13 protein-coding genes and 1 pseudogene are annotated in these 14,512 nt (G+C 71.4%); 12 read left to right on the top strand and 2 right to left on the bottom strand.

All coding sequences use genetic code 11. The annotated features are described in order from the left end of the window. Positions 1-66: 66 nt before the first annotated feature. Positions 67-831, bottom strand: a complete 765-nt coding sequence (locus GFH48_RS09165; RefSeq protein ID WP_153287784.1) for a maleylpyruvate isomerase family mycothiol-dependent enzyme — start codon at positions 829-831, stop codon at positions 67-69. Between the two features lie 362 nt (positions 832-1,193). On the opposite strand from GFH48_RS09165, the gene GFH48_RS09160 reads away from it, so the two are divergent. Next, positions 1,194-2,093: an aldo/keto reductase gene (locus GFH48_RS09160; RefSeq protein WP_153287783.1), complete on the top strand. Its 900-nt coding sequence runs from the start codon at positions 1,194-1,196 to the stop codon at positions 2,091-2,093. Here GFH48_RS09160 and GFH48_RS39695 read toward each other — a convergent pair. Beyond that, complete coding sequence (locus tag GFH48_RS39695; RefSeq protein WP_265590172.1) at positions 2,079-2,213, bottom strand: hypothetical protein; 135 nt, start codon at positions 2,211-2,213, stop codon at positions 2,079-2,081. The genes GFH48_RS09160 and GFH48_RS39695 overlap by 15 nt on opposite strands. A gap of 305 nt (positions 2,214-2,518) precedes the next feature. Here GFH48_RS39695 and GFH48_RS09155 point away from each other — a divergent pair, with 305 nt between their 5' ends. From GFH48_RS09155 to GFH48_RS09110, 11 genes and pseudogenes are all read left to right on the top strand, one after another. After that, entirely contained in the window at positions 2,519-3,856 is a 1,338-nt protein-coding gene (locus tag GFH48_RS09155) for an OFA family MFS transporter (RefSeq protein WP_153287782.1), read from the top strand. Next, positions 3,822-3,959, top strand: coding sequence for an MFS transporter small subunit (locus tag GFH48_RS38505; RefSeq protein WP_194280534.1), 138 nt, complete (start codon positions 3,822-3,824; stop codon positions 3,957-3,959). Before GFH48_RS09155 ends, GFH48_RS38505 begins: the two co-directional genes overlap by 35 nt. Positions 3,960-4,118: 159 nt before the next feature. Then, positions 4,119-5,066, top strand: coding sequence for a beta-ketoacyl-ACP synthase III (locus GFH48_RS09150; protein WP_153287781.1), 948 nt, complete (start codon positions 4,119-4,121; stop codon positions 5,064-5,066). A 263-nt stretch (positions 5,067-5,329) separates the two neighbouring features. Then, on the top strand, positions 5,330-6,004 hold the full coding sequence (locus GFH48_RS09145; RefSeq protein ID WP_153287780.1) for a GntR family transcriptional regulator: 675 nt from the start codon (positions 5,330-5,332) through the stop codon (positions 6,002-6,004). Between the two features lie 306 nt (positions 6,005-6,310). Next, the gene (locus tag GFH48_RS09140; protein ID WP_153287779.1) at positions 6,311-7,492 is read left to right on the top strand and encodes an ROK family transcriptional regulator; all 1,182 of its coding nucleotides are present in this window, start codon (positions 6,311-6,313) and stop codon (positions 7,490-7,492) included. 240 nt (positions 7,493-7,732) lie between these two features. Beyond that, a complete protein-coding gene (locus GFH48_RS09135) occupies positions 7,733-9,250 on the top strand; it encodes a sugar ABC transporter ATP-binding protein (protein ID WP_153287778.1) in 1,518 nt (505 codons plus the stop codon). After that, complete coding sequence (locus GFH48_RS09130) at positions 9,247-10,266, top strand: ABC transporter permease (protein ID WP_153287777.1); 1,020 nt, start codon at positions 9,247-9,249, stop codon at positions 10,264-10,266. Before GFH48_RS09135 ends, GFH48_RS09130 begins: the two co-directional genes overlap by 4 nt. Before the next feature lie 20 nt (positions 10,267-10,286). Then, on the top strand, positions 10,287-11,336 hold the full coding sequence (locus GFH48_RS09125) for a substrate-binding domain-containing protein (RefSeq protein WP_153287776.1): 1,050 nt from the start codon (positions 10,287-10,289) through the stop codon (positions 11,334-11,336). Positions 11,337-11,604: 268 nt separating this feature from the next. Continuing rightward, complete coding sequence (locus tag GFH48_RS09120; RefSeq protein ID WP_194280836.1) at positions 11,605-12,798, top strand: Gfo/Idh/MocA family protein; 1,194 nt, start codon at positions 11,605-11,607, stop codon at positions 12,796-12,798. A 2-nt stretch (positions 12,799-12,800) separates the two neighbouring features. After that, positions 12,801-13,805, top strand: coding sequence for a sugar phosphate isomerase/epimerase family protein (locus GFH48_RS09115; RefSeq protein ID WP_153287774.1), 1,005 nt, complete (start codon positions 12,801-12,803; stop codon positions 13,803-13,805). A gap of 73 nt (positions 13,806-13,878) precedes the next feature. Beyond that, positions 13,879-14,465 (top strand): annotated as a pseudogene (locus tag GFH48_RS09110) (alkaline phosphatase family protein); the annotation flags it as partial. Positions 14,466-14,512: the final 47 nt, after the last annotated feature.

The raw sequence follows: 14,512 nt of genomic DNA, 5'->3' as shown, positions 1-14,512 counted from the left end.
TGGAGTAGAACTGTCGGCCCCTGCCTCCTGCGGTGCGTACTGTCGACGGATCAAGGACTCAGGACATCAGTCCCAGTCCTGCAGCTGCTGGAGCAGCCTGGCGTCGCCCTCCAGCCGCACCGCGTCCGCCGGGACGCGCATGTACATCAGCAGGGCCAGCTCGCTCGCCGTGCCGTGGAGGGCGGCGGTGGGCTTGCTGTCGGCGGCCTCCGCCGGGGTGAGGCGGGTGAAGCGGGAGCCGACGGCGTCCAGCGTCTGGCGCCAGGAGCGGCCCTCGACCGTGTGGTAGTCCATGGTGGCGGGCTCCCCCGGCCACGGAGTCGTGACGGTGCAGACGGTGGCGAGGAACTCCTCGGCAGCGTCGAGCGCCTCGGTCGTCGGCAACTCCTGCGGGGCGCCGGAGGCCAGCTGGGCGTCGTAGGTGTGAATCATCGACTCCGGGACACGGCGGCGGGCCACGGCGGCCACCGTGTGCGGCGAGGCCAGCGGCTCCCACCAGGCCCAGCAGGCCCGGTCCGGGCCGGCCTCGCGCAGGGCGGCCAGCAGCTGCTCCGTCGAGTCGGCCAGCCAGGCCACCAGAGCCTCGCGCTCCCCGGGCGCCGCCAGCCCGTCCTTGCTCGGCCGCTCGTCGCCCGGCGCGGTGTTCAGCACGATGTGGGCCCAGAAGCGGTCCCCCTCGCTGAGGTGGTTCGCCAGGTCGTACAGCTTCCATCCCGGGCAGGACGGGACGTCGGCGTCGAGGCTCGGGGCGGCGGTGATCGCGGCGCGGAACGCGGCGGACCGCTCGTCGATCATCTGCAGCAGGGTGGGGAAATCGAGATTCTCAGTCACGCGGGATCTTGTATCACCCGGCCGGATGCTCACGCACCCGATTAAGTCACGCCCCCAGTGTCCTGAGTCCTTGATCCGACAGCACCAGCTCGGCCGGCTTCGGCCCAGGACGTCCCATGCATTGATCAACGACGGATCAAGGACTCAGGACACTAGAATGGGGACCGATACATAAGCCTTCCCGGTGCGGACCGCACCGCCGGAAGGCTTTTTTCATGCCCGGATCCGGCCCGTCCCGGCCGTCCGGCCCGCCGTGGCACAGAGGGCCCGCCCCGAAGGCGGTCACCCGCCGAGCGGCCTGAACGCCCGTACACCGTCCGCCGGTTGCGGTTTCCCCACCCCCGAAAGAGGAGTTCCACGTCATGAGCGCACGAACGAACCCAGCGGCGGCCGAGGGTACTTGGCGGCTCGGCGACCTGACCGTCAACCGTGTCGGACTCGGCGCGATGCGACTGACCGGTACCGCGCCCTTCGACCGTGGCGTGCCGCGTGACCGGGAGCGGTCGATCGGCCTGCTCCGCCGGGCGGTCGAGCTCGGCGTGAACCACATCGACACCGCCGCGTTCTACTTCTCGGCGACGCGCTCCGCCAACGAGCTGATCAACCGGGCGTTGGCGCCCTACCCGGAGGACCTGGTCATCGCCACCAAGGTCTGGCCGGGCCGCGACTCCTCGGGCGCCTGGTGGTGGGCCACGCCGGCGCAGCTGCGCGGCCAGGTCGAGGAGAACCTGCGCCAGCTCGGCCGCGATCACCTGGACGTGGTGAACCTGCGGATACCGCCGAGCCGGCGAACCGGCTCGATCGCCGAGCACTTCGGCGCGCTGGCCGAACTGCGCGACGCAGGGCTCGTCCGCCACCTCGGTGTCTCCCACGTCACGTCCGGGCAACTGGCCGAGGCCCGGGCCATCGCCCCTGTCGTGTGCGTGCAGAACCCTTTCGGGATCGGTTCACCGGGGGAGGACAGGGCCCTCCTGCGGCTGTGCGGTGAACTCGGCCTCGCCTTCGTCCCGTTCTTCGCGATCGCCGGTTCCGGACGGGAGGCGGGTCCGGCCGCTCGTGACAGCGAGACGGTGTGCGCCGTCGCCCGCGCGCACGGCGTGCCGGTCGCGCGGGTCCGGCTGGCCTGGACCCTGCGGCAGGGACCGCACGTACTGGCGATCCCGGGCACCGGCGACCCGGACCACCTCGCGCAGAACATGACGGCGGCCACGTTGCGCCTCTCGGACGAGGAGTCGGCACGCCTCAGCTCACTGGGAGGGTGACACGCCGAGGCCCCACAGGGTCCGGCGGGCCGGTTCGACATCGCGTACGGCGCGTACGGTGCCTACGGCGTCCAGGGCGCGTACGGCGTGCAGGGCGCGCAGGGCGTGCAGGGCGTGCATCGTACGTATGTGGTGACGGGCGTGGTGACGGGCCGCCGGGAGGGCAGGTCCCGCCACGGCGGAGCCGGCCCCGGCCGGGGGCGGGGCGCTGCGCGGCGCGGGCAGCGAAGGGCGCCGGGCCAGGGCGCTGTGAAGGTCCGCTTCCCACCCCGGGACGGGCGGGGCGCTGTGACGGTCCGGTTCCGGCCGCCGCGGGCTCCCGGCCGACCGTTCGTCGCACCACGGATACCGTTCACCGCATACGGTCGACGAGTTGACGCCGTACGGCTTCCCAACCGGACAACCGCTTCCTATCGTCCGGGATCATGAGTCCCCCTGTCGCGCCACCCGGCTGGAGCCGCTGGCTCGTCCCGCCCGCCGCCCTGTCGGTCCACCTCTCCATCGGCCAGGCCTATGCCTGGAGCGTCTTCAAGCCACCGCTCGAATCCGCGCTCGGCCTCAGCGGCACCCAGAGCGCGCTGCCGTTCCAGCTCGGCATCGTCATGCTCGGGCTGTCCGCCGCGTTCGGCGGCACCCTGGTGGAGCGCAACGGGCCGCGCTGGGCGATGACCGTCGCCCTGGTCTGCTTCTCCACCGGCTTCCTGATCGCCTCGCTCGGCGCCGCCACCGAGCAGTACTGGCTGATCGTGTTCGGCTACGGCTTCGTCGGCGGCATAGGCCTGGGCATCGGCTACATCTCGCCCGTCTCGACGCTGATCAAATGGTTCCCGGACCGGCCGGGCATGGCCACCGGCATCGCGATCATGGGCTTCGGCGGCGGCGCGCTGATCGCCTCGCCGTGGTCCGCGCAGATGCTGAAGTCCTTCGGTTCCGACTCCTCCGGCATCGCCCTCGCCTTCCTGGTGCACGGTCTGTCGTACGCCGTCTTCATGACGCTCGGCGTGCTGCTGGTGCGGGTGCCGCGCAGCGAGAAGCCCGTCGTCGAGGCCCGCCCCGGACCCCTCGACGGGGTGCAGGTCTCGGCGAAGAACGCCGTGCGCACGCCGCAGTTCTGGTGCCTGTGGCTCGTGCTGTGCATGAACGTGACCGCGGGCATCGGCATCCTGGAGAAGGCCGCCCCGATGATCACCGACTTCTTCGCGGACACCTCCACCCCGGTGTCGGTCTCCGCCGCCGCGGGCTTCGTCGCGCTGCTCTCCGCCGCGAACATGGCGGGCCGCATCGGCTGGTCCTCCACGTCCGACCTGATCGGGCGCAAGAACATCTACCGCGTCTACCTCGGCGTCGGCGCGGTGATGTACCTGCTGATCTCGCAGTTCGGGGACTCCTCCAAGCCCCTGTTCATCATCTGCGCGCTGGTGATCCTCTCCTTCTACGGCGGTGGCTTCGCGACCGTCCCCGCCTATCTGAAGGATCTCTTCGGCACCTACCAGGTCGGCGCGATCCACGGTCGGCTGCTCACCGCCTGGTCCACCGCCGGTGTTCTCGGACCACTGATCGTCAACTGGATCGCGGACCGGCAGAAGGACGCGGGCAAGCACGGCGCCGCGCTCTACGACACGTCGTTCCTGATCATGATCGGGCTGCTGGTCGTCGGCTTCGTCGCCAACGAACTGATCCGCCCGGTCCACGTCCGCCACCACATCCCCGCACCGAGGGAGGCCACCGATGACGACTCCGTCCAGCCCCAGCGCTCCGCCTGACCGGCGGCCCCTGATCGCCTTCTCCTGGCTCTGGGTGGGGGCACCCCTCTGCTACGGCCTGTACGAGCTCGTCCTCAAGGTCAAACAGCTGTTCACGGGGTGAGGGCCGGGCATCCGTGCGGACCCTGCGCGCGCGTCCGAGGGTCTGACAGAAGCCGACAAGCCTGGCGCCGCTTTCCTGTGGCATCACCTGACGTCGTACCCATGGGTCACTGATCAGACTGGAGGATCTCGCTACCCAAGGCAACGAGGGAGACCCCCCATGAACGGCTCACGCATCGCGGCCGTCGGCCACTACCAGCCCGCCAAGGTCCTCACCAACGAGGACCTGGCGGGCCTGGTCGACACCAGTGACGAGTGGATCAAGAGCCGGGTGGGCATCCGTACGCGCCACATCGCCGGACCCGACGAACCCGTCGACGAGCTGGCCGGGCACGCCGCCGCCAAGGCGCTCGCGGCCGCCGGGATGACCCCGGGCGACATCGACCTCGTGCTGGTCGCCACCTCGACGGCCGTCGACCGCTCCCCGAACATGGCCGCCCGGGTCGCGCACCGCCTCGGCATCCCGTCTCCCGCGGCGATGGACGTCAACGTGGTCTGCGCGGGCTTCACCCACGCGCTCGCCACGGCCGACCACGCCGTGCGCGCGGGGGCGGCGACCCGGGCCCTGGTCATCGGCGCGGACAAGATGTCGGACGTCGCGGACTGGACCGACCGGACGACCTGCGTCCTGGTCGGGGACGGCGCGGGGGCCGCCGTGGTCGAGGCCGCGGCGCCGGGCGACGAACCGGGGATCGGCCCGGTGCTGTGGGGCTCGGTGCCCGAGATGGGGAACGCCGTACGCATCGAGGGCACCCCGGCGCGGTTCGCGCAGGAGGGACAGAGTGTCTACCGCTGGGCGACCACCCGGCTCCCGGCGATCGCGCGCCAGGCCTGCGAACGGGCCGGACTGACCCCCGAGGAGCTCGCCGGCGTCGTCCTGCACCAGGCGAACCTGCGCATCATCGAGCCCCTCGCGCAGAAGATCGGCGCCGTGAACGCGGTGGTCGCGCGCGACGTCGTGGACTCCGGGAACACCTCCGCCGCCAGCATCCCGCTCGCCCTCTCGAAGCTCGTCGAACGCGGTGAGCTCGGCACCGGCGACCCCGTACTGCTCTTCGGCTTCGGCGGCAACCTGTCCTACGCGGGTCAGGTCATCCGCTGTCCCTGAACGCCGTGACCTGCGGCGGAGGGCCGATGTGACGCGCGCTACCACCTCACCCCCTGGTTTTTGCGCGGCGTAGACTGTAGACGAAAGACAATTGATACTGGCTTTCCGAAGAATCTGGCTCACCGGTGGCCGCGGCATCCGGCGACGGAGACGTTCCGGTGACGCGGACGTTCAGGCGACGAGGACGTTTCCCGGACGGAGGCGTCTGTGGGACGGCGACGTTCCGGCCGCTGTGTCCACCGCTGCCCAGGAGGGGGACCGCGATGTTGTCGACAGGACTGCCGCAGGGGGCGGTGCCCAGGCTCGAGCGGCCCGGCCCGCTGCGTGACCGTGTCTACGAGGCGCTGCTCGAACTCATCACGACACGCGCCCTCCAGCCGGGCCAGCACCTGGTCGAGAGTGAACTCGCCGGGCACCTCGGTGTCTCCCGGCAGCCCGTACGCGAGGCGCTGCAGCGGCTGAACACCGAGGGGTGGGTCGATCTGCGGCCCGCCCAGGGCGCGTTCGTGCACGAGCCGACGGAGGAGGAGGCCGATCAACTCCTCACGGTCCGCACGCTCCTGGAGGCCGAGGCCGCCCGGCTCGCCGCCGCCAACGCGGGCTCCGCCGGCATCACCGCCCTGGAGGAGCTGTGCGCCGAGGGCGAGCGCGCGGTCGCCGCCGACGACGTGGACGGCGCGGTCGCGATCAACGCCCGTTTCCACACGAAGGTCATGGAGCTGGCCGGGAACACCGTCCTCGCGGAACTGGCCGCCCAGGTCGACCGGCGGGTGCGCTGGTACTACACGCCGGTCGCCCGGCAGCGTGGCGGACAGTCCTGGATCGAGCACCGCGACCTCATCGCGGCCATCGCCGACCGCGACGAACCCCGCGCCACCCAGGTCATGCGCGAACACACCGAGCACACGCGCAAGACGTACCACGAGCGCGAGAAGTAGCCCGCCCACCGGTACCGGCCCGGAGCCCGCCCACCGGCCGCCCGCCCACCGGTACCGGCCCGGAGCCCGCCCACCGGCCGCCCGGACCCCGGTACCGGCCCGGAACGCCGCCCCCCCGGGACACCTGTGCGTCCCGTACGCCCCGTGCTTTGTCCTCTCAGTGGAGAAAGTTGACGGCAATCTCTGCGCTACTTCTTCCCACTCCCGGCAGCCGCTGCTACGTTCCCCTCGAAAGCAAGCCACGGCGATGTGGCCAAATCCCGTTGGACACAGGCCGATCGAGGCGGGGAGGGGCTCGTGAGACGTATGACGGCTCGACCCGCGAACGCGCACCAGGCGCGACTGCTGCGCCTGTTGCGAGACGGCGGCCCCAACTCCCGTGCCCAACTGGGTGATCAGGTCGACCTCTCTCGGTCGAAGCTGGCCGTCGAGGTGGAACGGCTCCTGGAGACCGGGCTCGTCGTCGCCGACGGACTCGCCGCGTCCCGCGGCGGCCGCCGCTCCCACAACATCCGGCTCGCCCCGGCGCTGCGCTTCCTCGGCGTCGACATCGGGGCGACCTCGATCGACGTGGCGGTCACCAACGCCGAACTGGAGGTGCTCGGGCACCTCAACCAGCCCATGGACGTCCGTGAGGGCCCGGTCGCCGTGTTCGAGCAGGTACTCGCCATGGCGGCCAAACTGAGGTCCTCCGGACTCGCGGAGGGATTCGACGGCGCCGGGATCGGCGTCCCGGGTCCGGTCCGCTTCCCGGAGGGCGTCCCGGTGGCCCCGCCGATCATGCCGGGCTGGGACGGGTTCCCGGTCCGCGAGGCGCTCAGCCAGGATCTCGGCTGCCCCGTGATGGTCGACAACGACGTGAACCTGATGGCGATGGGGGAGCAGCACGCGGGCGTCGCACGCTCCGTGGGCGACTTCCTCTGCGTCAAGATCGGCACCGGTATCGGCTGCGGCATCGTCGTCGGCGGAGAGGTCTACCGCGGGACGACGGGCAGCGCGGGCGACATCGGGCACATCCAGGCGGTGCCGGACGGCCGCCCGTGCGCCTGCGGGAACCGCGGCTGCCTGGAGGCCCACTTCAGCGGCGCCGCACTCGCCCGGGACGCCACGGACGCCGCCCAGCAGGGACTCTCGGTGGAACTCGCCGCCCGGCTGGAGGCGGCCGGCACGCTCACCGCCGTCGATGTCGCCGCGGCGGCCGCGGCCGGCGACGCCACCGCCCTCGACCTGATCCGTGAGGGCGGCAACCGCACCGGCCAGGTCATCGCCGCTCTCGTCAGCTTCTTCAATCCGGGCCTGGTGGTGATCGGCGGTGGGGTGACAGGCCTCGGCCACACCCTGCTCGCCGCGATCCGAACCCAGGTCTACCGCCAGTCGCTGCCACTCGCCACGGGCAATCTGCCCATCGTCCTGGGGGAGTTGGGCCCCACCGCCGGAGTCATCGGCGCGGCCCGCCTCATCAGCGATCACCTCTTCTCGCCCGCGTAGCCGCACCCGCAGCCGTACTTGAGCGCACCCGCACCACCCGCAAGCGCACCCGCACCTGAGTGAACCCGCACCACCCGCAAGCGCACCCGCACCCGTAAGCGCACCACAGCCGTACCCGAGACCGCATCCGCACCCGCGCCACGTGTTCCGCCGTCGCCGCTCCACTCCACTCCGCCCCGCTCTCCGCGCTGCTCCGCCCTGCCCTGAAACCGGCCCGCACGCCCGCCAAGGGGAACCGCCATGGCACCAGAACCACCGCTGCTCACCATGTCCGGCATCACCAAGTCCTTCCCCGGCGTCCGCGCCCTCGACGGCGTCGACCTGGACGTACAGGTCGGCGAGGTCCACTGTCTGCTCGGCCAGAACGGGGCCGGGAAGTCCACCCTCATCAAGGTGCTGTCCGGCGCGCACCAGCCCGACGACGGCACGATCGGCTGGCGCGGCGAGCCCGTGGCGCTCCGCTCCCCGATCGCGGCCATGCGCCTCGGCATCGCCACCATCTACCAGGAACTCGACCTGGTGGAGGGCCTGTCGGTGGCCGAGAACGTCCACCTCGGACACGAACCCACCTCGGCCGGATTCGTCGTCCGGGGAAAGGCGGCGCGCGCGTCCACGGCCGCTCTCCTCGAACGGCTCGGACACCCCGAGATCGATCCGGCCCGGCTCGTCGGCGAACTCTCCGCCGCGCAGCGGCAGATCGTCTCCATGGCACGGGCGCTCTCCCACGAGGTACGCCTCATCGTCATGGACGAGCCGTCCGCGGCGCTGGACCCCGACGAGGTCGACAACCTCTTCCGTATCGTCGCCGGCCTCACCGCGGACGGCGTCGCCGTCGTCTACATCTCGCACCGGCTGGAGGAGATCCGCCGCATCGGCGACCGCGTGACCGTGCTCAAGGACGGCCGGGCGGTGGCGGTCGGACTGCCCGCGAAGTCCACGCCGACCCGCGAGGTCGTCGCACTGATGACGGGACGCAACGTCGAATACGTCTTCCCGGACCGGCCCACGCGGCAGCCCACGGCAGAACCCGTGCTGCGGGTCCGGGGACTCGCCCGCGCGGGCGAGTTCGCGCCGCTGGACCTCGACGTGCGCCCCGGCGAGATCGTCGGCCTGGCCGGGCTCGTCGGCTCCGGACGCTCCGAGATCCTGGAGACGATCTACGGCGCGCGCAGGCCGACCGGCGGCCAGGTCCACGTGGACGGAAGGCCGTTGCGGCCCGGCAGCGTCCGCGCCGCCGTCCGCGCCGGACTCGGGCTCGCCCCCGAGGAGCGCAAGGCACAGGCCCTGCTGATGCTGGAGTCCGTCACCCGCAACGTCTCCGTGTCCTCCATGTCCCGCTTCGCCCGCGGGGGCTGGATCGACCGGGGAGCGGAACGGGGAGCGGCGCGTGCGGCGACCCGTGAACTGTCGCTGCGCCCCGACAACCCCTCGGCCCCGGTCCGCACCCTGTCCGGCGGCAACCAGCAGAAGGCGGTCCTGGCGCGCTGGCTGCTGCGCGGCTGCCGGGTGCTGCTCCTCGACGAGCCGACCCGCGGTGTCGACGTCGGCGCGCGTGCCGAGCTGTACGCGGTCGTCCGCCGTCTCGCCGACGAGGGCCTGGCCGTCCTGCTGGTGTCGAGCGAGGTGCCCGAGGTGCTGGGGCTCGCCGACCGTGTGCTGGTGCTGCGCGAGGGCCGGGTCGTGCACACCGCCCCCGCCGGGGAGCTCGACGAACACCGTGTACTCGACCTCGTCATGGAAGGAAGTCCGGCATCATGACGCAGCCCGTGTCCCCGCCCCGGGGCAGCACCGGCAAGGTGCCACCGATGGGTGAACTCCCCGCCTGGCGCACGCTCGGCGCCCGCGCCGACGTGCGCACCCTCTCTCTCCTCGGCGTGCTCGTCGCCCTGATCGTCATCGGCGGCATCACCAAGCCCGACGAGTTCCTCGACACCCGTAACCTCCAACTCGTCCTCACCCAGGCCTCGGTGATCGGCGTGGTCACCGTCGGCATGACCTTCGTGATCACCTCGGGCGGCATCGACCTGTCGGTCGGCGCGATCGTCGCGCTCTCCTCGGTGTGGGCGACCACGGTGGCCACCCAGGAGTACGGCTTCGCGGGCATCCTCTTCACCGCGGTGCTGGTCGGTGTGGGCTGCGGCCTGGTCAACGGTCTGCTCATCGCGTACGGCGGCATGGTGCCGTTCATCGCGACCCTCGCCATGCTCGCCTCGGCCCGCGGTCTCGCGCTCCAGATCACCGACGGCAGGACCCAGATCGTCAGCGTCGACGCGATCCTGAATCTCGGCGAACGCGACTCGTACGTACTGGGCGTTCCCCCGCTGGTGCTGGTCTTCGCCGTCGTCACGGTCATCGGCTGGCTGATCCTCAACCGCACCACCTTCGGCCGCCGCACGGTCGCCGTCGGCGGCAACGCGGAGGCCGCCCGGCTCGCCGGCATCGACGTACGACGTCAGCGGCTGTACCTCTACCTGCTCTCCGGACTGTGCTGCGGCATAGCGGCCTTCCTGCTGATCATCCTGTCGGGCTCGGGCCAGAACACCAACGGCAACCTGTACGAACTCGACGCCATCGCGGCCGCGATCATCGGCGGCACGCTGCTGAGCGGCGGCCGCGGCACCATCACCGGCTCCGTGCTCGGCGTACTGATCTTCACCACGATCACCAACATCTTCGCGCTGAACAACCTGCAGAGCGACGTCCAGCAGATCGCCAAGGGCGCGATCATCGTCGCCGCGGTCCTGGTCCAGCGGCGCACCGCAAGCACGACCTGACACGGGAAGGGTTCACCGCCATGCCAGCACCCACGCACGTCACCAGCCGCCGAGGACTGCTCCTCGGGACCGCCGCCGTCTCGGCCGGCGCCCTCCTGACCGGCTGCACCAGCAACGACACCAAGGACGAGAAGCCGGCCTCGAACGACCGGCCGGCCGCCGACGACAAGCCCGGCAAGCACGTCACCATCGGCTTCGCGGGCCCGCAGGCCGACCACGGCTGGCTCAACGCGATCAACGACAACGCGAAGAACCGCGCGAAGAAGTACGCGGACGTGACCCTGGAGATCACCGAGGGCTCCAACGACACCGCCGCGCAGATCGGCCAGATCGAGACACTGATCAACAAGAAGGTCGACGTCCTGGTGGTGCTGCCCGCCGACGGCAAGGCGCTCACCCAGGTCGGACTCAAGGCGATGCGCGCCGGCATTCCCGTCGTCAACCTCGACCGGATCTTCAACTCCCCCCAGGCGTACCGCTGCTGGATCGGCGGCGACAACTACGGCATGGGCCTGAGCGCCGGTCACTACATCGGCGAGCAGCTCAAGGACAAACAGGGTGCCCGGGTCATCGAACTCGCCGGGCTCGACAACCTGGAGCTGACCAAGCAGCGGACCCAGGGCTTCGACGCGGCCCTGAAGAACTACCCGAACATCAAGAAGGTCGCCCGCCAGGCCGCCGAGTTCACCGTCGAGTCCGGTCAGGCCAAGATGTCCCAACTCCTCCAGGCACAGCCCAAGTTCGACGCCCTGTGGAACCACGACGACGATCAGGGTGTGGGCGCGCTGCGCGCGATCGACCAGGCCGGCCGCAGCGACTTCCTGATGGTGGGCGGCGCGGGCGCGCTCTCCGCCTTCCAGGCCATCGAGGCCGGCAACAGCGTCCTGAAGGCCACCGTCCTGTACCCGCCGACCATGGCTGCGTCCGCGATCGACCTGGCCCGAGCGCTCGGTCAGGGCAAGGGGGTGGGCGGCCTCGCCGAGTTCGAGATCCCGGCCTCGCTCACCCTCTACTCCGCCGTCGTCGACAAGGACAACGTCGGTCAGTACATGTCCACCGGCTTCAAGTGATCCGCCGCGCCCACATCCCCCACAGCGTCACGACGAGGAGGACATCCGTATGGGAGAGCCGCACCAGCGCGAGCAGGCCGGGGCGGAGGCGGCCCGAGTGGATCAGGCCGGGGCGGCGGCACCCGCGGGGGACGTCGCCGTGAGCGAGGCGGCGGCCGAGAGGGAGGCCGCACCGGGGGAGACCCCGGTGCGGGGGACGGCGGCCACGAGCACCCCGGTACGGGGGTCCGGGGTGCGGGAGGCCGACAAGCCGGTGCTCGGCGTGGGCATGGTCGGGTACGCGTTCATGGGCGCCGCCCACTCCCAGGGCTGGCGCACCGTGGGCCGCGTCTTCGACCTGCCGCGCCGCCCGGTCCTCGCCGCCGTCTGCGGCCGTGACGCGGAAGGCGTCCGCGCCATGGCCGACCGGCACGGCTGGGCGGCGGCCGAGACCGACTGGCGTGCGCTGATCGCCCGTGACGACGTCGACCTCGTCGACATCTGCACCCCCGGCGACAGCCACGCCGAGATCGCGCTCGCCGCCCTCGCCGCCGGCAAGCACGTGCTGTGCGAGAAGCCGCTCGCCAACACCGTCGAGGAGGCGGAAGCGATGACGGCGGCCGCCGAAGCAGCCGCCGCCCGCGGCCAGGTGGCCATGGTCGGCTTCAACTACCGTCGGCTGCCCGCGACCTCGCTGGCCCGGACCATGGTCGGCGAAGGGCGACTGGGCACCCTGCGGCACGTACGGGTGACGTACCTCCAGGACTGGCTGGTGGACCCGGAGTTCCCGCTCACCTGGCGACTGCGCAGAGAACGTGCGGGGTCCGGCGCGCTCGGCGACCTCGGGGCGCACATCATCGACCTCGCCCAGTACCTGGCGGGCGAACCGGTCATCGGGGTCTCCGCGCTCACCGAGACCTTCGTACGGCAGCGGCCGCTCCCCGCCGCCGCGTCGAGCGGTCTGTCAACCGTGTCCGACCGGGCCGGCCTCGGCATCGTGACCGTCGACGACGCCGCCCTCTTCACCGGCCGCTTCGCCTCCGGCGCCCTCGCCTCCTTCGAGGCGTCCCGGTTCGCGACCGGACGCAAGAACGCCCTGCGCATCGAACTCAACGGCGAGCGCGGCTCGTTGGCCTTCGACCTGGAACGGCTCAACGAACTCTCGTACCACGACCACACCGAGCCCGGCACCCACGCCGGCTTCCGCCGCATCCTCGTCACCGAACCCGACCACCCCTACCTGGACGCGTGGTGGCCGCCGGGCCACGGCCTCGGCTACGAACACACCTTCACCCACCAGGCCCACGACCTGGTGCGAGCGGTGGCGGCCGGCCGGCGGCCCGTGCCGTCCTTCGCGGACGGCCTACAGGTACAGCGCGTCCTCGCGGCGGTCGAGGAGAGCGCCGAGAAGAACTCCGTCTACACCCCCGTGGCCGTCACACCCGTGACTGCCGCCTCCCCAGCGGTTCGAGGAGACCTCTAGCCATGCCGCGCACCTTCACACTCTTCACCGGCCAGTGGGCCGACCTGCCGCTCGAAGAGGTCTGCCGGCTCGCCCGGGACTTCGGCTACGACGGACTCGAACTCGCCTGCTGGGGCGACCACTTCGAGGTCGACAAGGCGCTCGCCGACCCCACCTACATCGAGTCCCGGCACGCACTCCTCGACAAGTACGGCCTGAAGTGCTGGGCGATCTCCAACCACCTGGTCGGCCAGGCCGTCTGCGACGCCATCATCGACGAACGCCACCGGGCCATCCTGCCCGCCCGCATCTGGGGCGACGGCGAACCCGAAGGCGTACGGCGACGGGCCGCCGCCGAGATCGCCGACACCGCGCGGGCCGCCGCGGCCCTCGGGGTCGACACCGTCATCGGCTTCACGGGCTCGGCCATCTGGCACCTGGTCGCCATGTTCCCGCCCGCACCCGAATCGATGATCGCACGCGGCTACGAGGACTTCGCGACACGCTGGAACCCGATCCTGGACGTCTTCGACGCGCAGGGCGTCCGGTTCGCGCACGAGGTCCACCCCAGCGAGATCGCCTACGACTACTGGACCACCCACGAGGCCCTGAAGGCGGTCGGCCACCGGCCCGCGTTCGGGCTGAACTTCGACCCCTCGCACTTCGTGTGGCAGGACCTCGACCCGGTCGGTTTCCTCTACGACTTCCGCGACCGCATCTACCACGTCGACTGCAAGGAGGCCCGCAAGCGGCTCGACGGACGCAACGGCCGCCTCGGATCGCACCTGCCCTGGGGGGACCCGCGCCGCGGCTGGGACTTCGTCTCCGCGGGCCACGGCGACGTGCCCTGGGAGGACGTCTTCCGCATGCTGCGCTCCATCGACTACTCGGGTCCCGTCTCGGTCGAGTGGGAGGACGCCGGAATGGACCGGCTCCAGGGCGCACCCGAGGCCCTGACCCGCCTCAGGGCGTACGACTTCGAGCCGCCGTCGGCCTCCTTCGACGCGGCGTTCGGCGGCAACGACTAGCCCCGCGGCGGGCGGCGTCCGTCCCAGCCGGCGAACGCCGCCCACCGCGGCCCGGCCGCGGCACACGGTTCACACGCACACCCAGGACGGCATGGAGTACCTCGACCCGATGGCCTCCCGCGCCTTCGCGGTCGCCGACCACCAGATCGCCCACGTCTACGTGCGCCGGCCCGAGGACCTGGACGCCACCAGGGCCGCGCTCGCCGGCCTGGCCGGCATCGAGCGGCTCCTCGACGACGAGGGCAAGAAGGCCCACCACCTCGACCATCCCCGCTCCGGCGAACTCGTCGCCGTCGCCGAACCGGACGCCTGGTTCACGTACTACTACTGGCTCGACGACGCCCGCGCCCCCGACTTCGCGCGGCTCGTCGAGATCCACCGCAAACCCGGCTACGACCCGGCCGAACCGTTCACGGACCCCCTCGACGCCTACGTGAAGGTGAAGGCCGCCACGGCGCCGGCCCGCAAGAAGCTGGGACTGCGCTACCGCATGGCGGTCGTGCCCCTCGACCCCTCGGCTCTTCGCGGCAGCCACGGCCGCCTTCCCGCGAGCGACGACGAAGGTCCGCTCCTCATCTGCTCCACCCCCGCACCAAAACCGGCCGCATCGCGGCCACCGAAGTGAAATCCCTGCTGCTCGGCCTGGCCGGTCTCGCGTGACGCGGCCCGGCGAGCGACTACGGACAGTGAAACACGCGCCACTGACA

The sequence above is a fragment of the Streptomyces fagopyri genome (assembly GCF_009498275.1).
GTDB classification, from domain to species: domain Bacteria; phylum Actinomycetota; class Actinomycetes; order Streptomycetales; family Streptomycetaceae; genus Streptomyces; species Streptomyces fagopyri.
The sequence above is the reverse complement of the archived record's forward strand: the minus strand, read 5'-3'. Positions and strand labels throughout refer to the sequence as shown.